This window comes from Nocardia macrotermitis (genome assembly GCF_009604405.1).
Taxonomy (GTDB): Bacteria; Actinomycetota; Actinomycetes; order Mycobacteriales; family Mycobacteriaceae; genus Nocardia; species Nocardia macrotermitis.
Map to the genome: position 1 here is coordinate 1 of NZ_WEGK01000008.1, position 22,711 is coordinate 22,711.

A 22,711-nucleotide genomic window follows, 5' to 3' on the forward strand; every position below is an offset into this window, starting at 1 on the left:
CGTCACCGCCCAGGCCACGAGCTCCGGGCATCGACACGACAAGCAAGGGGAAACGGGAACTTCTACCTGGCCACCAGCGGGGACCTACAACCGGCCACCAGTGGAGACTTTCTCATGGCCACGGACAGATGTCCGACCCGATGAAATCAGTGGAACATACGCAACGACAGCTGGAATTGACCGCTCGGCGGCAGCAGAGGATCACCGAAGATCCTGAATTCTTTCTGGAAGTACTGTTATCGGAAGCAACCTTGCGACATCACGTCGGCAACCGGGAAGTGATACACGAACAGTTGACCCACCTCGCGAGCCTCGGACGGCTTCAGAATGTATCCATTCGTGTGATTCCGTTCGGCGCGGGCCCTCACTCCGGTCTCGTGTCGCAGTCGTTCACACTCTTCGAATTTCGGTCCTTGCATACCAGTCGATCACCCGAGCCCCCGGTGGTCTTCGTCGAGGGTTTCACGGGCGCGCTGTTCCTCGAAGACGAGGGCATGATCGAACGTCACAGGGCAGCAGTGACGGGGATCCGCGCGGTAGCGTTGAGTGAAGAGGACACCAGGCGTCTGGTACTGGAGATCGCAGAGGAGTACGGCGTATGAGCGAAAGACTATCCAGCGCACACTGGTTCAAGAGCAGTCATAGCCAGGACGGTGGAGACTGCGTCGAGGTCGCACACCTGCCGGCCCGGCAAATCGGTATCCGCGACTCGAAGGACCCATCAGGCCCGGCCCTCGTGTTCACTGCCGACGAGTGGGATGCCTTCACCGCCAGCGTGATGCACGGAAATATCAACCGGCACAACGCATAATGCCGCTCTCATGAGATCACAGAGGAGTACGGAGCGTGATCACAACATTATCCGCCGCAAGCTGGTTCAAGAGCACCTACAGTAACGACGGTGGCGAGTGCGTCGAGGTCGCACACCTGCCCAAAGCCCACGTCGGTATTCGCGACTCGAAGAACCCGTCGGGCCCAGCCCTGGTGTTCGACGCTGACGAGTGGGACGCGTTCACTGCCGGGGTGACAAGCGGAAAGCTCAACGGGCACAACGCATAACGCCCCCATCGAGATCGGTTGTGGTCTCGGTGCGTCTCATAGAAGCGCCGAGACCGCAACTTGCTTGCTCTCGGCTGTCGCCCTCAGTCGGGCCAGGCTCAGAGGGTGCCGTTCTGCACCGGATAGTGGATGACGACCGCACCGCCGGTGGCGTAGTTGGCGACATCGGCACCCACCTCGCGGCCCTGCGGAGACTCCCTCGACGCGGTCATCGCCGCAACGTCAGCGAAATCGGCCTCGAAGACCGCGAAGTACGGCGTCTGTCCCTGCGTCGCCGCCACCTCGAAGCTGTAGCGGTACGCGAGCAGGCCGGGCATGCGCGCGACCAGCGGGAGATGGGTGTTCACGTAGTAGTCGCGGAAGTGGTCGGGATCGGCGGGCTCGGGATACAGAACCACCAGCTTGTGCATGACAACCTCCGTTCAGCGGCAGGCGACCGCAACACCAGGAGTGCGCGATCAACGCGAGGCGGACAGTAGATCAGACTCCACACCAAGATCAAGCGCATTGCGGGACTGCACCTTGCGGATCTCGGCACGACGGGCTAACCGAGATTTCCAGCGGCCGTGCCATGTTCGTATGCGGCGACGAACGCGGGGGCGGCGTCCAATGTCACGGTGGTCGCGTCGGTGATCGGCTGAATGCGAACCAAAGTTCCCGACCGGATGTAGGCGAGTGCCGCGAGGTACGGACCACACACTATCGAGAAGAATGTCACGGCCGCCAGCGGGACGCTTCGGATCTCCATCAAACCCAGCACGCACCCCGTGAGGAAAACAGCGACTCCGGCAATGATTACCGCGTGGGCGAGCCAGCGATACATTCGTGCCACGCGTACGCAGTGCGTGCAGAACGGCCATACGCCTTCCAGGACGCCGTCGGGGTCGCGGTGCGTTGTCCAGCTCGACCAGCCCATGCCCAGGCTGACGGCCCAGCGTCCGAGCATTCGGGACACGTCGCCGAGTAGGGTGATGGCTGTGCGTTGTGCCCATCCGCCCTCGGTTCGACGGAAGCGAATATCCTTCACGCACTTGCCGATTGCCGGTAATCCGTGCTCGCTGCACACGTCGGGCAGGGTGGTGGTCAGTTCCATGACGAAGCCGTCTTCGTGGAATTCCGTCACCGCCGAGGGCTCGAAATCCGGTCGGATTCGGACGGGTAGCGCCACCTCGTAGATCTCGGTGTGGTCGTCGGAATCCATTCGAGCCCCCGTCACCCGGCGATGCCGGTCATCGTCATCCGCAGGACACACTACTGCCGAACGAGCACCGACGGCGACCGGTTCGGGCGTCGCTCGCCGGTGCGGATCCGGCTGCCCGGCAACGGAATCCGTCAGGCGCACCGAACGTGGTAGGTGGCCCGGGGAGAGGAACCGGGCAGGGCGACGACCTGAGTGGTGGGGTTGCCGTCGAGGGAGCAGCCGGCGGGGACGGCGGTGGCTTTGACGCGGTAGCAGCCCAGGCCGACCAAGGCGGTGGCGGTGCCTTTCGGGCCGGTGGTGGCGGAGGCTACCGGTTTGCCGCCGGAGCAGGGGGTGACCGTGGTGGTCAAGCCGGTGACCGGGAAGTTGGTGCCCAGGGTCGATGCCTGCACTTGGATGGTGACCTGTCCCAGGCCCTGGGCGGCGGCCAGGCCGGGGGTCAGGGCGAGGCCGGTCAGGATGGATGCGGTGAACAGGGTGCGGCGCAACGGATCTCCTCCGGGAGTGGTGGAACAGCTTGCCGGTCAATATAGGCGGCGGGATGCTGCACCGGTTCCTGGGCAGCTCGTTCGGTGGTGCGATGGCGATGGGTGCGGGTTCGGCCTGGGCGACGATCTGATCAACGACATATTCCATTAGATTTCACAGACTTCTCACAGCCGGACGCCAGACTTCTCACCGATGTTCGGGGCAGACTTGCGCGGTGACAGCGACCTCTACCGATACCGCCGTGTCCGAATCCACCCCTCCCCCGCTGGTCGAACGCAATCCGGGCCTGGGGCCCGCGCGCCGCTGGGAGCGGATCGCGCTGGTGGTGTTGTTGCTCGGGACGGCCGTGGCCTATCTGTGGAACATCACCGTCAACGGCATGGGCAACAGTTTCTATGCGGCGTCGGCGTGGGCGGGGGCACGGGATTGGAAGGCGCTGCTGTTCGGCTCGCTGGACCCGGGCAACTTCATCACCGTCGACAAACCGCCGGTGTCGCAGTGGGTGATGGGGCTCTCGGGGCAGCTGTTCGGGTTCGGCAGTGCGAGCATGCTGGTGCCCGAGGCGCTGATGGCCGTGGCGGCGGTCGCGCTGATGTACGGCGCGATCACCCGTGCGACGGACAGCCGGGGTGCGGGTCTGCTCGCGGGTGCGATGCTCGCGGTGACGCCGGTCGTGACGATGATGTTCCGGTTCAACAATCCCGACGCGGTGATGGTGCTGTTGATGACCGCGGCGGCGTACTGCACGATCCGTTCGCTGCGCGTGGCGAGTATGCGCTGGCTGATCCTGGCCGGGGTCGCGCTCGGGTTCGCGTTCCTGGCCAAGATGCTCGAAGGGCTGATGGTGTTGCCCGCCCTCGGGCTGGCTTATCTGGTGGTGGCGCCGACCGGGTTCGGGCGGCGGATCGGGCATCTGCTGGCCGCCGCGGTCGCGCTGGTGGTCTCCGCGGGTTGGTATGTGCTGCTGACGATTCTGTGGCCTGCGGATTCGCGCCCGTATCTGGCGGGGTCGACGAACAACACGTTCATGGATCTGGTCCTGGGCTACAACGGTTTCGCGCGGTATCTGGGCCATAACCACATGGGGCGCAAGATGCTCGAGATGCCCGCCGGGTACGAGTTCCCGCACTTCCACGGCGGTGGTCCGTTCGGCGGTGGCAACGGGGTGGAGCGGCTGTTCACCGGTGAGATCGGTTTCGAGATCTCCTGGCTGCTGCCCGCGGCGATCCTGGCGTTCGTGCTGGTGCTGATCTCGCGCGGCCGGGCCCCGCGCACCGATCTGGTGCGGGGCGCGGCGCTGACGTTCGGGTTGTGGCTGTTGATCGACGGCGCAGCGTTCGCTGGGATGCAGGGCGGCATGCACGCCTATTACACCCTGGCCATCGCACCGGCCATCGTGGGCACGCTCGCGCTCGGTGTGCTGGAGATGTGGCGGCGACGGGACGGCATCCTGGGCCGGTTGGGTTCGGCCGCACTGGTTCTGGCCGGTGGTGTGTGGGGATTCGTGCTGCTGCACCGTAATTCGGAGTGGCAGCCGTGGTTGCGGTGGACGATCCTGGTCGTGACCGTGCTGGCCGCCGCGGGTCTGGCGCTCACTACGATTCCGGCGCTGTCGCGCCGGACGTCCCGACGCGTCACCACCGTCCTGGTCACCGTCGGAATGATCGCCGCGCTGGGCGGTTCGACCGCCTACGCCGCGGCCACGTTGCCCGAGGCCCATACCGGCGGTAGCCCCTCGGTCGGTCCCGCGCACAAGGACGAGTTGCCGCCGGCGTTCGCGCAGATGCGGCACGCGTTCGGCATGTTCATGGGCGGGGACGACTACCCGCCGCAGCTGATCGACAAGTTGCGGCACACCACCACCAGGTGGTCCGCGGCCACCGAACGCTCCGGCCCGGCCGCCGGGCTCGAATTGTCCAGTCGCACATCGGTGATCGCGATCGGCGGATTCACCTCCGAGGACCCGGCACCGACCCTGGCGCAGTTCCGGGACCTGGTCCGCACCCACCAGGTCACCTACTACATCGCGCCGGAGGTGAAGCTGCCGGACTCGTGGCGCAAGAAGCCCGCGCACCCGCAGTCCACCCCGGATCAGCCTGCCGCCCAGCAGGATCCGGCTGCGGCACTGTGGCACCCGGTGGGCAATACCGACATCTTCAACTGGGTGTCGGCGCATTACACGCCCGAGCGGATGGACGGGCTGGTCATGTTCGACCTGTCCGCCGCGCCGCACTGAGCGATCCCACACCTCGAAGGAGCCGCCCGCCGCAGCGACGAGCATGATCCGGTGCGGCGGGCGGCTCAGTGAGTGATCGATCCGCGGAGCCCTTCGCCGACGACACGCACGTCACTGCGCCGATTTTCAGCTACCGCACAGCTACGCTTGCTCGATGGGACAGTCGAGTCGTCGGCGGATCCTCGCCGCCGGTGCTGCCGCCGCGGCGGCCGTGTTCGTGCCCGGACCGGCCTCGGCCGCCCCGCCACCGGCCCCCTCGGGCGGGGTACCGCCACTCGGCGACGGATTCCTGTGGGGCGTGTCGTCCTCGGGTTTCCAGACCGAAGGCCATGCGGCGGACAGCAATTGGACCCGTTACATCGGTGCGGGCAAGGCCGATCCGTGTCTCGAGGCGGTGCGGTTCTGGGACTACTACGCCGATGACGTCACCCATGCCGCGCAACTGGGCGTCAAGGTCTATCGGATCAGCATCGAATGGGCACGGGTGCAACCGAATCCGGGCAGTTGGGACGATGCGGCGCTGATCGCCTACGACGGCATCGTGGACGCGATCGTGCGCGCGGGTATGCGCCCGATGCTCACCCTGGACCACTGGGTGTATCCGGGCTGGGCCGCGGCGCGCGGCGGCTGGCAGCATCCGGACATGGTCCGCGACTGGCTGACCAATGCCCGAAAGATGGTGGACCGCTACGCATCCCGCAATCCGCTGTGGGTGACGATCAACGAACCGATCGCCTACATCGGCACCGAACTGCGCATCGGCGCGCTGCCGCAGAGCGCGGCGACCACCATGCGTGATCGACTCGCCCAGGCGCACAATGAGATCTACGACCACATCCACCACGCCCACGCCGACGCGATGGTGACCAGCAATCTGGGTTTCGTGCCGGGCGCGGAGACCTCGGTGAATCAGCCCTTCGTCGACAAGGTCGCGAACAAACTCGACTTCCTGGGCGTGGACTACTATTTCGGCCCGGATCCGGGCACCACGGCCGCGGGCAGTTCGGCGGGTGCGCCCGGAATGTGGCAGTTGCCCCTGCAAACCGAGGGCATCTATTACGCACTCCGGCACTACGCCAAGCTTTTTCCGGGCAAACCGCTGTACGTGGTGGAGAACGGGATGCCGACCGAGAACGGCAAGCCCCGCCCCGACGGGTACACCCGCGCGGATCATCTGCGCGACACCGTCTACTGGCTGCAACGGGCGAAGGCGGACGGGATGAACCTGCTCGGATACAACTACTGGAGTCTGACCGACAATTACGAATGGGGCAGTTACACACCACGTTTCGGCCTCTACACCGTCGATGTGACCACCGATCCGAGCCTGACCCGCAAGCCCACCGACGCGGTCGCGGTGTATCGGGACATCACCCGGGCCGGTGGGGTGCCCGCGAACTATCGCCCGACCCGCGCTCCCCTGGCCTGCTCGAAAGTCGATCCGCCGGACAGCTGCAGCAAACCGGTCGTGGTCTGACACGACGAACGCCCCGCCGCGCACGTGCGACGGGGCGTTCGGGCGCGGAGACTCAGGCGGGCAGACCCAGGCCCTTGGCCAGCACCGGCCACGAACGCAGCAGGTCGTCGTGCCAGTAACCCCACGAGTGGGTGCCGGTCGCGGTGAAGTCGTAGGTGGCCGGGATACCGAGCTTGTTCAGCTTGGCTTGCAGGTTGTGGCTGCATCCGTTGACCGCGGCCTCGATGACGCCACCGATGATCAGCTGGTTGCCCAGCCCGTACAGACCCGGCAGCGCGTAGCGGCCGTTGAGCGTGTCGTACTTACCGGGCAGCCCGGAACCGCTGGAGATGAACAGGTTCAGCCCGCGCAGCTGATCGGCGTGCACGTACGGGTCGTTGGCCGCCCACATCGGGTCGTTCTCCGGTCCGTACATGTTCAGGGTGTTACCGCCGCCCCAGACCTCGGTGGCCATGTTGACGAACCGGTAGCCGATCGGGTCACTGATCTGCGCGCAGCCGCTGTAGGCCGCGACCGACTTGTACAGTCCCGGCTTCGCGATAGCCAGGGCCAGCACCGAGGTGCCCGAGGTGGACAGCCCGGCGATCGCGTTCACGCCGGTGGTGCCCAGCGCGCCGTCGATGATCGGCGGCAGCTCCTGGGTCAGGAAGGTCTTCCACTTGTTGACGCCCAGGGTCGGATCCGGTTTGCGCCAGTCGGCGTAGTAGCTCCACGCGCCGCCGATCGGCTCGACCACGTTGACGTTCTTGCTCGCCAGGAACTTCAGCGCCTCGGGGGCCTGGGCGTCCCAGCTGGCGCTGTCCTCGCCGCCGCCCGCGCCGTTGAGCAGATACAGCGTCGGCCGCGGTGCGGAGGTGTCGGCCGGGCGCTGCACCTCCACGATGACGGGCTTGTTCATCGCCGCGGAGAACACGCTGAGTTTCAGGTGCGTGGCATCCACGACGCCGAATCCGGCGAGTGTGGAACCGTCCGCGGACACCGGGTGGGCCAGCGGGGCCTTCGAGGTGATCAGCGGATCGCCGGACGCGGCGGCGGGGCCTGCCGCGACCACGGTCGACAACCCCGCGAACAGGGCCACCGCGGCAGCCGTTGCGATCCGAATCCCGCGCCTCATGCGCACCTCCGTTACAGACTTCCGAAGCGATGCCCCGGACGACAGGACGCCCGGAACTGTAGTCGACGGCCTATCGTTCGACGAACCACACATGTTTCAGATTGTGCGGCGTCACATCCGCCGCATCACCGAGACGACCTTGCCCAGCACCACGGCCTCGTCACCGTCGATGACCGAATAGGCCGGATTGCGCGGTTCCAGATAGACGTGGCCGTTACGTCGCCGGAACACCTTCACCGTGGCCTCGCCGTCGATCATGGCCGCGACGATCTCCCCGGTCTGCGCGTCGGGCTGACGGCGCACCACGACGATGTCGCCGTCGCAGATCGCGGCATCGATCATCGAATCGCCCCGCACCCGCAGGCCGAACACCGTGCCACGCCCGACGAGCTGCCGGGACAGGGTGAGGGTGTCCTCGGCGTGCTCCTGCGCCAGGATCGGGGCGCCGGCCGCGATATCGCCGACCACCGGAACCTCCACGGCGTGCTCGTCGCGTTCGGGCGAGGTGGTCGAGCGCAGGAACAGCCGCACGTCGATCGGGCGCGTCACCGATTCGCTGCGGCGCAGGAAACCCTTGTCCTCCAACGCTTTCAGATGCCGCGAGACCGTCGAGGTGGACCGCAGGCCGACGGCGTGGCCGATCTCGCGGGTGCTGGGCGGATAGCCGTGCCGCACCACCGAATCCCGGATCGCCGTCAGGATCCGCTGTTGGCGGGGCGGCAGGGTCGAGGTGTCGAGGTGCTCGAAGGCGTCGTCGTATCCGGTCACGCGGGAAATCCTATGTGGCAGCGCCGTGCTCGCGTGTCGCGCCCCGGCCGCGAACCACCGCGCGTTGTGAGTGCGAACGAGGGTGCGGACTTGCCGCGTCCACCGAACTTACCGAGTAGTAACGTTAGCGCGGTCACAGGAGACGGCACGCGAGGAGCAGGACCATGAGCCAGCGGGACACCGATTTCGACGTATTGATCGTCGGCTCCGGATTCGGCGGTAGTGTCACGGCGTTACGGCTGGTCGAAAAGGGTTACCGGGTCGGGGTGTTGGAGGCCGGGCGGCGGTTCGCCGACGACGAGCTACCCGAGACCAGCTGGGATCTGCGCAAGTTCATCTGGGCGCCCAAACTCGGCTGCCTGGGGATTCAGCGCATCCATCTGCTGCGCGATGTGCTGATCCTGGGCGGCGCGGGGGTGGGTGGCGGTTCGCTCAACTACGCCAACACCCTGTATGTTCCGCCCGCGCCGTTCTTCGCCGATCCGCAGTGGCGCGATATCACCGACTGGCAGTCCGAGCTGACCCCCTACTACGAGCAGGCCCGCAAGATGCTCGGCGTGGTGCAGAACCCGCACATGACCCCCGCGGACGAGGTGTTCAAACAGGTCGCCGACGAGATGGGTTTCGGTGACACCTTCGTGCAGACGCCGGTCGGGGTGTTCTTCGGGGAGCCCGGAAAGACCGTCGCGGACCCGTATTTCGGTGGCGCGGGGCCCGAGCGCACCGGATGCACCGAATGCGGGGAATGTATGACCGGGTGCCGCCACGGGGCGAAGAACACACTGGTCAAGAATTATCTGTATCTCGCCGAACAGGCTGGGGCGCAGGTGTTTCCGCTGACCACGGTGACCGCGGTGCGGCCGCTGCCGGACGGCTCCTGGGAGGTCGGCACCGAGCGGACCGGGGCGTGGTTCCGCAGGTCGCCGCACACGCTGACCGCCTCGCACGTGGTGCTCGCGGCCGGGACCCGGGGCACCCAGCAGCTGTTGTTCGCCATGCGGGACAAGGGAATTCTGCCCGCGCTCTCGCCGCGGCTGGGTCAGCTGACCCGGACCAATTCCGAGTCGATCGTGGGCGCGGCCACCCGCAAGGTGGATCCGGATCGCGATTTCACCCGGGGTGTGGCGATCACCTCCTCGATCCATCCGACCGCCGATACGCATGTCGAGCCGGTGCGGTACGGCAAGGGATCCAATGCGATGGGGCTGTTGCAGACGCTGATGGTCGACGGTGGCGGCCGGATTCCGCGGTGGCTGCGTTTCGTGCTCGAGGTACTCAAGCATCCGGTGCGGCTGATCTCGATGCTGACGGTCCGGAACTGGAGTGAGCGCACCATCATCTCGCTGGTCATGCAGAACCTGGACAATTCGATCACCACCTACACCAAGCGCGGGCTGTTCGGGCAGCGCACGATGAGCTCCAAACAGGGCCACGGACAACCGAATCCGACCTGGATCCCGGCCGGTAACGAGGTGACGCGCAAGGTCGCGGACACCATCGGCGGGATCGCCGGGGGCAGTTGGGGTGAGGTGTTCAATATTCCGTTGACCGCGCACTTCCTGGGTGGCGCGCCGATCGGTTCCGATGCCGAGCACGGGGTGATCGATCCGTATCACCGGGTGTACGGCTATCCGACGTTGAGTGTGGTGGACGGTGCGTCGGTGTCGGCGAATCTCGGGGTGAATCCGTCGCTGACCATCACCGCCCAGGCCGAGCGGGCCGCGGCGCTGTGGCCGAACAAGGGTGAGCAGGACTCCCGGCCCGAGCAGAGCGCGGGCTATCGCCGCATTTCCCCTGTCGCACCGCACAATCCGGTGGTGCCCGCGTCGGCTCCCGCGGCGCTGGTGCTGCCGATCGTGCAGATCACCGGCCGCGACAGCGCCTGAGCGCGCCGATACCGGACTAGAGGTACGGCAGGATCTGCGGGATCGCCTCGACGGGGTGCGTGGCCTGGATCGGGGCGCCGATCGAGGCCATCCGCCAGGTGCTGCCGTCGCGGTAGACCTTCGCGACGATCATGCCGGTGTGCGCGCCACCGGCCCGCAGGTTGCCGCGCGCGAGCTGCATGCCCGCAACGCCGTCGTCCATCCGCCAGAATGCCTCGCGGACGCGTTCGAAGGTGTGGCCCTTGTAGGAGGTCACCACGAACACCACCGCGGTGACATGCCGGGGCAGCTGTCCCAGATTCACGGTGATGATCTCGTCGTCACCCGCGCCGCTGCCGTCGACGTTGTCACCCGAGTGCCGGGCCGCGCCGCTGAGGGAGGCCAGCTGGTGGAAGTTGGCGCCGTCGACCACGCGGTCGCCGGCGAACATCAGAGCTGAGGCATCGAGATCGACCTCGACCTTGCGTAATCCGCGCCCGCGCACCGGGTCCCAGCCCAGCGCCATCTTCACCAGGGTCAGGTCGCCGCTGCGGACGTTGTGCAGGGACACCTCCTGGCCCGGGGCCAGTTCGGCGGGGCCGCGATAGCCCGGATCCTGTTCGCCCGGACCGCTGACGCGCACGCCGTGCCCGGTCACCAGCGCGTCGAATCCGGCGTCGTAGCCCTCGCCGATCATCCGCAGCTGCCAGGCCCCGCCGACCCGGTCCAGGTCCAGGGCCACCACCACGCCCGCCCGGCCCAGACCGTCGACGACGTACTCGTACAACGGTTTTCCGCCCGGTCCCGCCACGCGCAGCACCGGCGCCTCGAAATCGCCGAAGTGCGCCTGCTGATCGGCGAGGTTCACGATCACCCGGACGTGTTCGACATCCCGTGGCAGCGCGCGCAATTCGATCGACACACCCGGAATCTGCCCGTCCGCCAGGCGAATGCCGGGTCCGGAGTTCTGGTTGAAGAAGATCAGATCGCGTTCGCCGCGGACCCGCCCGGCCGAATTCAACAGCAGCGCCGAGACATCGATCGGCTCGCTGTGTTGTACGGATACGGTGAGATCCCCGACTGTCAGATGGTCGATCTGTCCCTTGGTCAGCTGTGCGGCCACCCGACCATGGTACGTCCAGGGCACGGACATGTCGGGCAGGACGGGCGTGCCCGATCGGCCGCCACCGGTGCGCGCGATCGCACGCGGTACGGTTGCGGGCGGGACGGAACTTGCGAAGGGGGCCTTGGATGAGGTGTGTGATCACCCGGCCGCTGGTGTCGATACTGGCGCTGGCGGCGTTGGCGGCCAGTGGTTGCGGCGCGGCCGACGAATCCGCGCCGGTCGCGGTCGGCACCGTCGCGCCCGCCCCGTCCACCGCGGCCCCGGCCACCACGCATCCGGCCAGCTCCGCGGCCGCGACCACGACCGCGAGCGCTCCGACCACCGATCCGTTTCCGAACAGCCCGCTCATCGATCACACGCAGTGGACCGAGGACACCGACGGCCGCCGCCTGCACGTCTATCCCACGACCGCGGGCCGGGAGGACTGGTTCCCGGCCGCGCTGAACCGCGCCTGGGGTGAGGTGTTGAAGGACGCGCCCGAGGCCAACACCCCGGGCATGTACGACCAGTTCGAATGCCATTGGCAGTGGGCGCGACTGGTCTCGCCGAACAAGCCGAGCTGGAACCTCGAACCGTGGCGGCCCGCGGTCGGGTACGACGCGACCGTGCAGGCGCTGTGCAATCCGGGCGGCCCCGATCCGGCGGGCAAGTGATCCGGTAGCCGGTAAGTGACCGGGTATCCTGCACCGATTGCGGCCGCGAAAGTCGTTGTCGGCGACACTCTTCGAACAACTCGCCGAATGTGCGTATCGTTGAACGGGTCGGAGCGTACGAGCCGAAGGGAGCGTCGCGTTTGCGGTCAGCTGTATCCGGGTCTGTCCCCGCTCCGCATCCGGCGGTCCGGGCTCCCGCGCCGAACCCGCCCGGGTCCGGGCCGATAACCCCACCGCCGGAACCGATCTCACCGGCGGCGGTGCGCCGATTGTTCCCCGCGGTGGCCGCGTCGCCGCAGATCTATCTGGACAGCGCCTCGACCACGCAGAAGCCCGCGCCGGTGATCGCGGCGGTCGAGGGGTATCTGCGCGAGCGCACCGCCAATGCCGGGCGCGGCAGTTATCCGTGGGCCACGACGCTGACCCGCACCATCGCCGACGTGCGTGAACGCACCGCGACGCTGCTGGGCGCCGCGCCGCAGGAGATCGTCTTCACCCCGGGGGCGACGGCGGGCCTGAACGCGGTGGCGTTGAGCTGGGGGCTGGCGAATCTGCGCGACGGTGACGAAATCCTGTACAGCCCACGCGATCACGCCTCGAACGTGTATCCGTGGTTGCATCTGCGGGACACCCTGGCGCGGTTCGGTCACCGGATCCGGCTGGTCCCCTATCGGGTCACCGCGCTCGGTGAGGCCGATACCGCCGATATCGCGGATCGGTTGTCGCCCCGGACGCGGCTGATCACGGTGAGTCACCTGCATCATGTGTTCGGTGCGGTGAACACCCTGGAAGAGGTGCGGGATCGGCTCGATCCGGGGGTGCTGCTGTGTTTCGATTGCAGTCAGAGCGGCGGGCATGTGCCGATCGATGTCACCGAGTTGCGCGCGGATTTCGCGGTGTTGTCCGCGCACAAGATGTTCGGTGCGCCCGGCACCGGTGTGCTCTATTGCGCTCGGCGCGTGCACGAGCAGCTGGTGCCGTTCCTGCCCGGCGGGAATTCCGGTGTGGCACCGGATGATTCGGGTCTGGCGTATGCCGCGATGCCCGAGCGGCTCGAGGGTGGCACGCACAATATTCCCGGCATCCTGGCCCTGGGGGCGGCGCTCGAGGTCCTCGAGCGGATCGGTGTCGAGCTCGTCGCCGAGCACAATCGGGTGCTGACGCGGCGGCTCATCGACGGCCTGCGCCCGCTGCCCGGACTCGAGTTCACCCCGGGCCCCGCGCACGCGCCGTGCGAGATCGGTTACGGCACAGTGTCGTTCACTCTCGCCGGGATCGGTTCCACGGATCTGGGGTTCGTGCTGGCCGAGGCCGGGTTCCTGGTTCGCACCGGCGCGCACTGCGTACCGCCCGCCGATGGCCGGGACGACGCGGATTCGGTCCGGGTCAGCACGCACATCTACACCACCGCCGACGATATCGACCGATTCGTCGGATATCTCGCCGAGATCGCCAGGGAGGTCGGACCATGACTCTCAGCCCGCCACACCCGCGTTACGATCGGCGTGCGGCCGCACGCGTGCTCGCGACACTGGCCCGGCCGGGCCTTTTCGATCGGCTGCCACCGGTGGGCGCGACGCGGATCGAGTACACCCGTACGGTGATGCGGCCCGAACCGGACGGTCATCTGACGCTCTCGCAGCGGATGTATCTGGAGCGGTTCATGCGGCCGTGTCGTCCCGATCAGGTCACCAGCGCCTCCCATCGCATCACCTGGACCGACAGCGACGGCATCCCCAATACCGGGCATGTGCGCGGCGACGGGCTCGGGCCGATCGTGCCGATCGCCACCCGCGAGGCGGTACTGGCGCTGTGGCGGGCGCTGGAGGTCGATTCCGCACTCGCCGAACGTATTTCGGCGCTGCCGCAATCCGATCGCAAGGTTCTCGAGGGCACCACCACCGATCACGATCCGATCGATGTCTTCCGGGTCGGTATCGAGGCGACCGGGCGGGCGCTGGCGCAGCACGCGCTGCTCGCGCACCTCACCTCGTATCGCACACCGGTCGGATTCGCCTGCGGGATGCGCGATTCGGGTGTTTTCGGGGCGGTGGCCACGCGCTGGTACTGGGAGTTGCAGGCCTCGACGTATCGACGCGGGATGATTCCGGTGAGTTTCGCCGCGCAGCCCGACGGCACCGTCCGCTACACCGCCGACACCGTGGCCACGCTGCGCGCGATGAAGGACGCCACCATCGCCGACGCGCACGCGGTCATGCGCCGCGCCACCACCACCGAGGGTTTGTCGGTGTCCGCGGCGATCGAGAAGTACCACGACGAGCTGGATCTGATCTCGCGTCAGTACGCGCTGCTGCCACCGGGCACCCGTCCGGCGTGTCTGGCCGCGATGCCGCATCGGCTCGACGGTGAGCACTACAGCGTGTTGCCGATGGTGGTGGACGGGTTCGTGGAGTTGTTCACCGCGATCGTGCCGCGGTTGCGCATCGCCGAGGTCGCCGATGACACCGTGCACGACGACGGGGCGCTCGACGCGGAGAATCAGGTGTTCCACGTGCCGGATATGAACTGCAAGCATTGCGTGCGCACCATCACCGGGGTGCTGGAGTCGATGCGGATCCGGGTGCACGATATCGATCTGATCAGTAAGCGGGTGGTGGCGGAGTTCCGGAGTCCGCGTAATCGGCATCGAGCGTTCGAGGCGTTGCGGGACAGCGGATACAACCCGGCGCTCGCCGCGCCCGCCCATGTCGCGGCGGCGACATCCGAAATCGCTGCCGCACGACCCGAGATCGCCCGATGAGGACGGTTCCGTCCTCGGAAGGCAAGTGCGCCAGTCGTTCTCGGGGGTGCCGGTCGTGAATGACGGTCGCGCGGTCGCCGCGCCGGGGCTTCCGGCGAAAGTCCATACGCTGGTGCGGGCGTTCCTGGACACGCCCGGCGCGGTGCAGGGGGCGGTGAGGCGGTTCGACTCCCCCGCGCATCTGTTGTTCCCGCAGGTGTTCGCGGAGAATCTGGGCCGGATGCGGTCGGTGCTGGATGGGCAGCTGTCGCGGTATCGGATCTGCTACGCGCACAAGGCGAATCGTTCGCGGGCGCTGCTGCGGACTGCCGCGGCAGCCGGTATCGCGGTCGATGTGGCCTCGCGGCAGGAGTTGGCCGCCGCTGTCGGGGTGGGGTTTCCCGCGACGTCGATCGAGGCGACCGGGCCCAAGGGTGAGCGGTTTCTGCGGGAGCTGGTCGAGGCCGGGGTGAGCGTCAATGTGGACAATCCGTGGGAGTTGGAGCGGCTCGCCGAGTTGGCTCGGGACCATTCGAGAGTTCCTGTGCTGCTGCGGATCTCGGGTTTCCGGAACAGTGCGGTGAGTCGGTTCGGTATCGCGGTGGGTGAGGCCGGGCAGGCGTTGCGGGTCCTCGCGGCGCATCGTGAGCGGCTCGATCTGCGGGGGCTTGCCTTTCACATCGATTCCGGGGAACCCGCCGAACGGCTGCGGGCCGCCGAGGCTTGCCTGGAATTGATCGAGGCGGCGTATTCCTATGATCTGGCCCCGTCGGTGCTGGATATCGGTGGTGGGTTCCGGCAGGTGTTCACCGCGGATGTCGAGCGTTTCGACGCGTATGTGCTGGCGTTGCGCGAATCACTGCTGGGGCGGGGTGAGCCGATGACGTGGGGCGGCAACACTTTCGGCTATCAGGTCGAGGGCGCCGGGGTGCACGGGACGCCGGTGTTCCACAAGTACGCCAATACCGTTTCCGCGACCCGCATGCTCGACGAGTTGCTCGGCGCGCCGCTCGAGGGGCACGGTGGGCGCACGTTCGCTCAGGTTGTCACCGAGAACATGCTCGAGGTCTGGCTCGAGCCCGGTAAGTCGCTGGTCGATCATGCCGGAATCACCGTCGCCCGGGTCGAATTCGTCAAGCGCGCGGCCGATGGCAGTGTGCTGGTGAATGTGGATCTCTCGCGTGATTCCGTCACTCCGGCCGATCAGGAGGTCATGGTGGATCCGCTGGTGTTGCCCGGTAGCGCTCGCCGCGATGCGTCCGGATCCGATTGTGCCGCATGTGATTCGAGCGCCGATGCGGCGGGTGAGCCGGGCCGGGTGGGGGTGTACTTCGCCGGGCGGCTGTGCCTCGAGCGTGATCTGATCACCAATCACAAGGTGTGGCTGGAGTCCGTGCCGCGGCCCGGTGATCTGGTGGTGTTCCCGAATACCGCCGCGTATCACATGGATCTGTCGGCGGCCTCGGCGGCGATGCACGAACCGCCGCCCAAGCTCGCGGTCATCGGTGACGGGCAACAGTTCCGGATCTGTCGTGACGAGGAGTACGACCCCGCGCCGGTCACCGATCGCGGCGGGTACTCCGTGGTCGAGGCGCTGCACGCCGCCGCCGACGGGGTCGCCTGATGCGCTACGACCACATCACCGAACTCATCGGCAACACCCCGCTGCTGCGGCTGGATCCGGCCGTGCACGGGCTCGAGAACGTCGAGCTCTACGCGAAGCTGGAGTCCTGCAACCCGTTCGGCTCGGTGAAGGACCGGGTGGCGTGGGCGATGATCAGCGACGATATCGACGCGATCGCCGAGCACGGGCGGACGCTGATCGAGGCGTCCAGCGGTAATACCGCCAAGGCGCTGCGCATTCTGGGGGCGATGCGCGGGGTCGAACTGCATGCGATCACCAATCGGATCAAGGTCGGTGAGGTGCGTGATCTGCTGCAACTGTTCGGCGCCAGGATCCAGGAGTTGCCCGGCCTGTCCGAATGCCCGGACCCGACCACGCCCAACGACGTGTACTCGGTGATCGAGGCGACGATGGCCAAACATCCTGGGGCATACCATCATCCGTCGCAGTACACCAACGAGAAGAATATCGAGGCGCACTATCACGGCACCGGCCGGGAGATCCACGAGGACCTCGGCGGGCGGGGCGTGGACTATCTGATCGGCGGGCTGGGTACCACCGGATCGACTCGGGGCACGGCCAGTTATCTGCGCAAGCACAATCCCGAATTGCGTACCGTCGCGGTCGTTTCCGAACGTGGCGACTTCATTCCCGGGATCCGGTCCGAGACCGAGATGTGGGATGTGGGGCTGTTCCGGCCCGAGTTCTACGACCGCGTCATGACCGTCACCGCCGCGCACGCGATCGAGGGGACGCTCGAGCTGGCCACCGGGTACGGCGTGCTGGCCGGGCCGACCAGCGGGGCGGCCTATGCCGCGGCGGTCGAACATCTGGGCGCGCTCGATCGTTCGGCGGTGTCCCGCGATGATCCGGTGGTGGCGGTGGTCGTCGTGTGTGATCGGATCGAACCGTACCTGTCGTACATCAAGAAGCGGCGACCGGATCTGTTCGGCCGCAACGATTCCCGGGCCGCCGCGCCCGACGCGGACGAACTCGCGGCGGTGCCCGTGGTGAGTCCGGACGCACTCGAGCGGCTCGACGGCCGGGCCGAGGGTGCGGTGCCGCCGGTCGTGGTCGATACCCGGGGCGCGATGGCGTACCGGATCGGGCACGTCCCGGGGTCGCTCAATATTCGTGACGATCAACTGGACGATATGTTCGCCCAGGGCATTCCGTTCTCCCGCAGTCGTCCGCTGGTGTTCGTGTGCCCGGTCGGTGAGGTGTCGCGGCGGTTCGCGGCGCGGGCCCGGCGCGCCGGATTCGACGCGAGCAGCCTGGACGGCGGCATCCTGGCCTGGCGCGATGCCGGCAAACCCCTCGAAGGCTCACCACGCGGGTGAACCGTCGGGACGGTCAGTTCTGTGGGCGCGCGATGTGTTCGGTCATGGCGTCCGCGATCGGCGCCACCGGCGGCGCGGTCGGCGGCGGGACGCTGCGCGCGTCGTGCGAGATGCGGATCATCAGCGCGATGATGACGTAGTTGGCCAGCAGCGAGGACCCGCCGTAGGACATGAACGGTGTGGTCAGACCGGTCAGCGGAATCAGTTTGGTGACACCGCCCACGACCACGAACAACTGCCAGCCCAGGGAGAACGCGAGCCCGCCGCCGAGCAGTTTGCCGAACGAGTCGCGGGTGGTCAGCGCGGCGCTGAAGCCGCGCAGCGTGATGATCATGAACAGGATGATCACCGCGGTCAGCCCGAACAGGCCCAGTTCCTCGCCGATGGTGGCGATGATGAAGTCGGTCTTGGCGAACGGCACCTCCTGCGGCCGCCCGGCGCCCAGGCCCGCGCCCCACAGGCCGCCGGTGCCGAGGCCGAACAGGCCCTGGGCGATCTGGAATCCGTTGGTGTAGTAGGTCGCGAACGGGTCCTCCCACACCTGCACCCGCACTCGCACGTGGGCGAACAGGTTGTAGGCGATGATCGCGCCGATCGCGAACATCCCGATCCCGATCAGCAGCCAGGACGCGCGCCGGGTCGCGATGTACACCATCGCCAGCACGGTGCCGAACACCAGCAGCGAGAAGCCCAGGTTCTTCTCGTAGACCAGCACGATCACCGCGAGGAACGTCACCAGCAGCAGCGGACCCAGATCGCGCAGCCGCGGCACGGTGAACCACAGCACCTTCTTGCCCGCGGTGCTGAACAGATCGCGGTTGGCCACCAGGAATCCGGCCACGAAGATCAGCAGCAGCACCTTGGCGAACTCGCCGGGCTGAATCGAGAAGCCGTGGAACATGATCCAGCTCTTGCCGCCGTTGACCTCACTGAACCGGTCCGGCAGTACCGCGGGCACCAGCAGCGCCACCACGCCGGCCAGGCCGCAGGTGTACGCGTAGCGGGCGGGCTGGCTGTGGTTGCGCACGACCGCGAGCACGATCGCGAATATCGCGATGCCCGCCGCGGTCCAGATCAGCTGGTGCGCCGCGTCCGAGGAGGGGGCGGGTTGGCCCAGGGCGGCCGCGGAGGTCGCCTCGGCCCGGTCGAGCCTGTCGATCAGGACCAGGCCCAGGCCGTTGAGCAGGACCACGCACGGCAGGATCACCGGATCCGCCTTGGCCGCCAGGATCCGCACCGCCACGTGCGCCAGCCCCACCAGCACCACGAAAACCGTGAGCGACCAGCGTAGTGAATCGGCCCCGCCGCCGGTGGCCGCGGACATCGCCAACGCCGCCAGCGCCACGATCACCACGGCCGCGACGCACAGCACCAGTTCGTCGCGACGTGGATTGCGACGGCCGATCGGCCCGGACACCGTGACGATCGGCCCCGAACCGGTGTTCTCCCGCGACGCACTCACAACTCCACCTCACTGCCCCCGACCTCATCGCCCGCAACCGCACTCACGCCACCAGTATGCGGGTCCCCTCCGACACGTCCCACAGCCGACACCTCCCGCACACACCTCTCACCGACCGAATTACCCAGGTACGCCACCGGCGCAACCCCGTCACCACGACTCCACGGTGACCGGCTGGCAGGATATGAGGGTGCATATCGCATTCGGACTGGTGGCGCTGATCGCGGTCACCGTGGGACTGGCCGCACTCGCCCGCCGAGTCGGCATGGCCGAACCGCTGATTCTGACCGTGGCCGGGATCGGCGCGTCGTATCTGCCGTTCCTGCCCGAGGTCGACATCAATCCCGAGATGGTGCTGCTGGGGTTGTTGCCGCCGCTGGTCTACACCGCGGCGATCAGCAGTTCGCTGGTGGAGTTCAAGCCCAAGAAGCTCTCGATCGGGTTGTTGTCGGTCGGGTTGGTGCTGTTCACGACCTTCGCGGTGGCCGGTGTGGTGCACGCGATGCTGCACATTCCGTTCGCGGCGGCCGTCGCGATCGGGGCGATCGTGTCGCCGCCGGACGCGGTGGCGGCCACGGCGATCGCCCGCAAGGTCGGGATGCCGCGGCGGGTGGTGACGCTGCTCGAGGGTGAGGCGCTGTTCAACGACGCGACCGCGCTGGTGGCGTTGCGGACCGCGGTGGCGGCCATGGCCGGGGCGTTCAGTGTGTGGCAGGCCGGGGGCGATTTCCTGTGGTCCGCGGTGGGCGGCACGGCCATCGGGGTGGTCGCGGCCGGGGTGCTGGCGCTGTTGCGCCGCCGCATCGTCGATCCGGTGCTCGACACCAGTCTGTCGCTGATCGCGCCGTTCGCCGCGTATCTGCCCGCCGAGGCCGCGCACGCCTCGGGGGTGATCGCGGTGGTGGTGTGCGGGCTGATCCTGGGGCAGGGTGCGCCGAAGTGGCAGACCGCGGCCTCGCGGATCGCCGAGCGCACCAATTGGCGCACCATCCAGTTCATCCTGGAGAACGCGGTGTTCCTGCTGATGGGCTTGCAGGTGCGGCGCATCCTCGAGGACGCCTGGTCCAGCGGCCTGGACCACACCACCCTGCTGCTCACCTGCGCGGCGGTGCTGGTGACCGTCGTGGTGGCGCGGCCGATCTGGGTGTATCCGGCGACCTATTTCGCGTGGTGGGTCGAGTCGCGGCCGCGCGGTAAGCCCGCGCCGCCGTGGACCAGTCCCACGGTGGTGTCCTGGGCCGGGATGCGCGGGGTGGTGACCCTGGCCGGTGCGCTGCTGTTGCCTTCGGGCACACCGGAATTGGCCACTCTCAAACTCCTGGCGCTGGTGGTCGTGGGCGGCACCCTGCTGTTGCAGGGTGTCTCGCTGCCGCTGCTGGTGCGGTTGCTGCGGCTGCGCGGTCCCAGTCGCGCCGAGGACGCGCTGCAACAGGCCAATCTGCTCCAGCAGGCCACCGCGGCCGGGCTGGTCGCCCTCGAGGAGCACGTCGTCGCCGAGACGCCCCCGGAAGTGGTTGCCGCACTGCGGGATCGGGTCGAGCGCCGGGCGCACGCGGCCTGGGAGCAGCTCGGTCGCGCGGAGTCGGTGCGGATCACCCCGAGCGGGGAGTACCGGCGGCTGCGCCTGGCGATGCTGGCCGCCGAACGCGAAGTCGTACTGCGCGTGCGTGATTCGGGCACCCTGGACCACGAGGTGCTCGATCACGTGATGGGTGTGCTCGATATCGAGGAGTCCACCATCGATCGGGTCGCCGAGGCCGACGATCTGCCGCCGGATCCGTTGCGCGGCCCCACGATCGGGGCGTGCGAACATCTGCGCGAGGCGCCGCACATCCCGGTCCCGGATCTGCCCGAGGTGTGCGCGGAATGCGTCGCGGAGGGCCTGACCTGGGTGCATCTGCGAATGTGCCTGTCCTGCGGGCATGTCGGCTGCTGCGACTCCTCGGTGGGCAATCACGCCAGCGGCCACTTCACCGGGACCGGGCACCCGGTGATGCGCAGCGTGGAACCGGGCGAGAAGTGGCGCTGGTGCTATATCGACGAGCTACTCGGGTGAGCGTTCGGCACTAATGTTGTTCGGGTGCATTCAGCTCAGGACTCCCCCGGTCCCGAAACCCGCATCTGGGGCGGGACCACTCTCACCGAACGTCGCGAGGCCCGCCGGGCCGCGCTGTTCGAGGCCGCGCTGGATCTGATCGGCGAGTCCGGTGCGGCCGGGGTGACCATGCGCGCGGTCTGCCGCCGCGCGGGGCTGACCGACCGCTACTTCTACGAGAGCTTCACCGATCGCGACGATCTGCTCGACGTGCTGTACCGCCAGGTGGCCACCGAATTCCTCGAACCGATGACCGCCTTCGCCGACGCCGACGATCCCGAACGGATCCGCGCGCTGGCCGAGATCCTCATCGATACGGTGCTGTCCGATCCGCGCAAGTCCCGGTTGTTCCTGGTGGAGCCGTACTCCTCGACCGGTCTGGGCCAGACCACCATCGCGGTGATGCCCGCCTTCACCCGCCTGATCCAGGACCATCTGTTCACCCATATCGCCGATCCGGCCCAGCGCCGGTTGGCCGCGGTCACGATGGCCGCGGGCAATGCCGGGATGTTCTCGGCGTGGCTGGCCGGACGCCTGCGCGCGAACCGGGAGCAGTTGATCGATCACGTCGTGGAGACCATCTCCGCGTACCGCACGATGTACCGTTAGCCGAGCATCCGACGGGCCGCACCACACCGCGCGAGAGAACCCGAACGACGCCGCTTCGGTGGTGTCGCAAGATCATTCGCGCTCGCGCACGGCCGGTTCGGTGGCGCGGGCGGCGGCCAGGCGGGCCTCGAGACCGTCCAGCACGCACAGCAGGGCGAAGTCGAAGGCCATGGCGCGCGCGGCCTCGGGGTCCATCTCGACGGTCTCGCGGAATTCCGCGCGCATCTCCGGGTAGTCCGCGGCCACCCGGTCGACCACCGCGACCATACCGGCCGGATCGTAGCGGCCGTCGGTGGTCACCTGACGGATGCCGATCTCCGGAATGACCTGTCCCAGTACGAAACCCATCAGCGTGCCGCTGGCCAGGTAGACATCGACGCCGGTGAATCCCGCGCGCACGAACGCGCGACGCAGCCGGTCGGTCATCGCGAACGCGTGCGGACCGGCCATCGGCATCCGGCCGAACAGATTCGCCATCCACGGGTGCGCGCGCAGCGTGACCCGCAGCCCGTAGGCGGTGGTGGTGACGACCTCCCGCCACGGCGCGCGATCCGGGTCGGGTACCTCGACCAGTCCCCAGACCTCGTCCATGGCCAGTTCCAGCAGTTCGTCCTTGTTCGCGACGTACCAGTACAGACTCGTCGCGCCCGCGCCGAGCCGCGCACCGAGTTTGCGCATGCTCAGCGCCTCGAGGCCCTCGGCGTCGAGCATCTCCACCGCCGCGGTGACGATCTGCTCGCGGCCGAGTCCGGAGCTTCTGGGGCGGCGCGGCTCGCGCGCCCATACCGAGGTGAATGGCTTGGACACGGCCTCCACTGTAATTCACTCGCACACCGTTCGAGTTTGTCGTACG

21 protein-coding genes are annotated in these 22,711 nt (G+C 67.7%); 13 read left to right on the forward strand and 8 right to left on the reverse strand.

Translation table 11 applies throughout. The annotated features are described in order from the left end of the window. Nucleotides 1–128: 128 nt before the first annotated feature. Genes NRB20_RS19240 through NRB20_RS19250 form a run of 3 tightly spaced genes read left to right on the forward strand, consistent with a single transcriptional unit; the run spans nt 129 to nt 1,059 of the window. The gene (locus tag NRB20_RS19240; protein WP_153411561.1) at nt 129–602 is read left to right on the forward strand and encodes a DUF5753 domain-containing protein; all 474 of its coding nucleotides are present in this window, start codon (nt 129–131) and stop codon (nt 600–602) included. Continuing rightward, the gene (locus tag NRB20_RS19245) at nt 599–811 is read left to right on the forward strand and encodes a DUF397 domain-containing protein (RefSeq protein ID WP_153411562.1); all 213 of its coding nucleotides are present in this window, start codon (nt 599–601) and stop codon (nt 809–811) included. The genes NRB20_RS19240 and NRB20_RS19245 overlap by 4 nt, the downstream gene beginning before the upstream one ends. Before the next feature lie 35 nt (nt 812–846). Then, nucleotides 847–1,059 (forward strand): DUF397 domain-containing protein, encoded by a 213-nt coding sequence (locus NRB20_RS19250; protein ID WP_319945123.1) that lies wholly within the window; start codon nt 847–849, stop codon nt 1,057–1,059. A 98-nt stretch (nt 1,060–1,157) separates the two neighbouring features. Here the strand turns inward: NRB20_RS19250 and NRB20_RS19255 are convergent, their stop codons facing one another. The 3 genes from NRB20_RS19255 to NRB20_RS19265 all read right to left on the reverse strand — a co-directional run bounded on the left by NRB20_RS19255 (nt 1,158) and on the right by NRB20_RS19265 (nt 2,748). Next, nucleotides 1,158–1,469: an EthD family reductase gene (locus NRB20_RS19255; RefSeq protein WP_153411563.1), complete on the reverse strand. Its 312-nt coding sequence runs from the start codon at nt 1,467–1,469 to the stop codon at nt 1,158–1,160. Between the two features lie 134 nt (nt 1,470–1,603). After that, a complete protein-coding gene (locus NRB20_RS19260) occupies nt 1,604–2,260 on the reverse strand; it encodes a hypothetical protein (protein ID WP_153411564.1) in 657 nt (218 codons plus the stop codon). A gap of 131 nt (nt 2,261–2,391) precedes the next feature. After that, nucleotides 2,392–2,748 carry a hypothetical protein gene (locus NRB20_RS19265; protein WP_153411565.1) on the reverse strand — a complete coding sequence of 119 codons (357 nt, stop codon included), beginning with the start codon at nt 2,746–2,748 and terminating at the stop codon, nt 2,392–2,394. Between the two features lie 215 nt (nt 2,749–2,963). Between NRB20_RS19265 and NRB20_RS19270 the strand changes: the two genes are divergently transcribed. Both NRB20_RS19270 and NRB20_RS19275 read left to right on the forward strand, forming a co-directional pair. After that, nucleotides 2,964–4,985, forward strand: a complete 2,022-nt coding sequence (locus tag NRB20_RS19270) for an ArnT family glycosyltransferase (protein ID WP_319945124.1) — start codon at nt 2,964–2,966, stop codon at nt 4,983–4,985. Between the two features lie 154 nt (nt 4,986–5,139). After that, complete coding sequence (locus NRB20_RS19275) at nt 5,140–6,462, forward strand: family 1 glycosylhydrolase (RefSeq protein ID WP_153411566.1); 1,323 nt, start codon at nt 5,140–5,142, stop codon at nt 6,460–6,462. Nucleotides 6,463–6,514: 52 nt separating this feature from the next. Here the strand turns inward: NRB20_RS19275 and NRB20_RS19280 are convergent, their stop codons facing one another. After that, nucleotides 6,515–7,576 (reverse strand): alpha/beta hydrolase, encoded by a 1,062-nt coding sequence (locus NRB20_RS19280; RefSeq protein ID WP_153411567.1) that lies wholly within the window; start codon nt 7,574–7,576, stop codon nt 6,515–6,517. A gap of 111 nt (nt 7,577–7,687) precedes the next feature. After that, on the reverse strand, nt 7,688–8,344 hold the full coding sequence (lexA, locus tag NRB20_RS19285) for a transcriptional repressor LexA (RefSeq protein ID WP_319945125.1): 657 nt from the start codon (nt 8,342–8,344) through the stop codon (nt 7,688–7,690). 164 nt (nt 8,345–8,508) lie between these two features. On the opposite strand from lexA, the gene NRB20_RS19290 reads away from it, so the two are divergent. Then, nucleotides 8,509–10,230, forward strand: a complete 1,722-nt coding sequence (locus NRB20_RS19290; protein WP_153411569.1) for a GMC oxidoreductase — start codon at nt 8,509–8,511, stop codon at nt 10,228–10,230. A 16-nt stretch (nt 10,231–10,246) separates the two neighbouring features. On the opposite strand, the gene NRB20_RS19295 is transcribed toward NRB20_RS19290, so the two are convergent. Beyond that, nucleotides 10,247–11,332, reverse strand: coding sequence for a TerD family protein (locus NRB20_RS19295; RefSeq protein WP_194289925.1), 1,086 nt, complete (start codon nt 11,330–11,332; stop codon nt 10,247–10,249). A 128-nt stretch (nt 11,333–11,460) separates the two neighbouring features. On the opposite strand from NRB20_RS19295, the gene NRB20_RS19300 reads away from it, so the two are divergent. From NRB20_RS19300 to NRB20_RS19320, 5 genes are all read left to right on the forward strand, one after another. Beyond that, on the forward strand, nt 11,461–11,988 hold the full coding sequence (locus tag NRB20_RS19300) for a DUF2599 domain-containing protein (protein WP_153411571.1): 528 nt from the start codon (nt 11,461–11,463) through the stop codon (nt 11,986–11,988). A 281-nt stretch (nt 11,989–12,269) separates the two neighbouring features. Beyond that, entirely contained in the window at nt 12,270–13,460 is a 1,191-nt protein-coding gene (locus NRB20_RS19305; protein WP_319945126.1) for an aminotransferase class V-fold PLP-dependent enzyme, read from the forward strand. Continuing rightward, a complete protein-coding gene (locus NRB20_RS19310) occupies nt 13,457–14,749 on the forward strand; it encodes a heavy-metal-associated domain-containing protein (protein ID WP_153411573.1) in 1,293 nt (430 codons plus the stop codon). Before NRB20_RS19305 ends, NRB20_RS19310 begins: the two co-directional genes overlap by 4 nt. 55 nt (nt 14,750–14,804) lie before the next feature. Continuing rightward, the gene (locus NRB20_RS19315; protein ID WP_319945127.1) at nt 14,805–16,352 is read left to right on the forward strand and encodes an alanine racemase; all 1,548 of its coding nucleotides are present in this window, start codon (nt 14,805–14,807) and stop codon (nt 16,350–16,352) included. Further along, nucleotides 16,352–17,692 (forward strand): pyridoxal-phosphate dependent enzyme, encoded by a 1,341-nt coding sequence (locus tag NRB20_RS19320; protein WP_153411575.1) that lies wholly within the window; start codon nt 16,352–16,354, stop codon nt 17,690–17,692. The genes NRB20_RS19315 and NRB20_RS19320 overlap by 1 nt, the downstream gene beginning before the upstream one ends. Before the next feature lie 13 nt (nt 17,693–17,705). Here the strand turns inward: NRB20_RS19320 and NRB20_RS19325 are convergent, their stop codons facing one another. Then, nucleotides 17,706–19,154 (reverse strand): FtsW/RodA/SpoVE family cell cycle protein, encoded by a 1,449-nt coding sequence (locus tag NRB20_RS19325; RefSeq protein WP_406603856.1) that lies wholly within the window; start codon nt 19,152–19,154, stop codon nt 17,706–17,708. Nucleotides 19,155–19,338: 184 nt separating this feature from the next. Between NRB20_RS19325 and NRB20_RS19330 the strand changes: the two genes are divergently transcribed. Together NRB20_RS19330 and NRB20_RS19335 are read left to right on the forward strand one after the other, a co-directional pair. Further along, entirely contained in the window at nt 19,339–21,210 is a 1,872-nt protein-coding gene (locus tag NRB20_RS19330; RefSeq protein WP_153411576.1) for a Na+/H+ antiporter, read from the forward strand. Between the two features lie 24 nt (nt 21,211–21,234). Continuing rightward, nucleotides 21,235–21,858, forward strand: a complete 624-nt coding sequence (locus NRB20_RS19335) for a TetR/AcrR family transcriptional regulator (RefSeq protein WP_319945128.1) — start codon at nt 21,235–21,237, stop codon at nt 21,856–21,858. A gap of 72 nt (nt 21,859–21,930) precedes the next feature. Here the strand turns inward: NRB20_RS19335 and NRB20_RS19340 are convergent, their stop codons facing one another. Further along, the gene (locus NRB20_RS19340) at nt 21,931–22,665 is read right to left on the reverse strand and encodes a TetR/AcrR family transcriptional regulator (protein ID WP_319945129.1); all 735 of its coding nucleotides are present in this window, start codon (nt 22,663–22,665) and stop codon (nt 21,931–21,933) included. Nucleotides 22,666–22,711: the final 46 nt, after the last annotated feature.

Excerpts from the sequence above, each read along its gene's own strand:
- NRB20_RS19330 (WP_153411576.1), top strand. The coding sequence starts at position 19,339 with ATGAGGGTGCATATCGCATTCGGACTGGTGGCGCTGATCGCGGTCACC.
- NRB20_RS19280 (WP_153411567.1), bottom strand. The coding sequence starts at position 7,576 with ATGAGGCGCGGGATTCGGATCGCAACGGCTGCCGCGGTGGCCCTGTTC.
- NRB20_RS19240 (WP_153411561.1), top strand. The coding sequence starts at position 129 with ATGTCCGACCCGATGAAATCAGTGGAACATACGCAACGACAGCTGGAA.
- NRB20_RS19320 (WP_153411575.1), top strand. The coding sequence starts at position 16,352 with ATGCGCTACGACCACATCACCGAACTCATCGGCAACACCCCGCTGCTG.
- NRB20_RS19300 (WP_153411571.1), top strand. The coding sequence starts at position 11,461 with ATGAGGTGTGTGATCACCCGGCCGCTGGTGTCGATACTGGCGCTGGCG.
- NRB20_RS19290 (WP_153411569.1), top strand. The coding sequence starts at position 8,509 with ATGAGCCAGCGGGACACCGATTTCGACGTATTGATCGTCGGCTCCGGA.
- NRB20_RS19255 (WP_153411563.1), bottom strand. The coding sequence starts at position 1,469 with ATGCACAAGCTGGTGGTTCTGTATCCCGAGCCCGCCGATCCCGACCAC.
- NRB20_RS19310 (WP_153411573.1), top strand. The coding sequence starts at position 13,457 with ATGACTCTCAGCCCGCCACACCCGCGTTACGATCGGCGTGCGGCCGCA.
- NRB20_RS19245 (WP_153411562.1), top strand. The coding sequence starts at position 599 with ATGAGCGAAAGACTATCCAGCGCACACTGGTTCAAGAGCAGTCATAGC.
- NRB20_RS19275 (WP_153411566.1), top strand. The coding sequence starts at position 5,140 with ATGGGACAGTCGAGTCGTCGGCGGATCCTCGCCGCCGGTGCTGCCGCC.
- NRB20_RS19260 (WP_153411564.1), bottom strand. The coding sequence starts at position 2,260 with ATGGATTCCGACGACCACACCGAGATCTACGAGGTGGCGCTACCCGTC.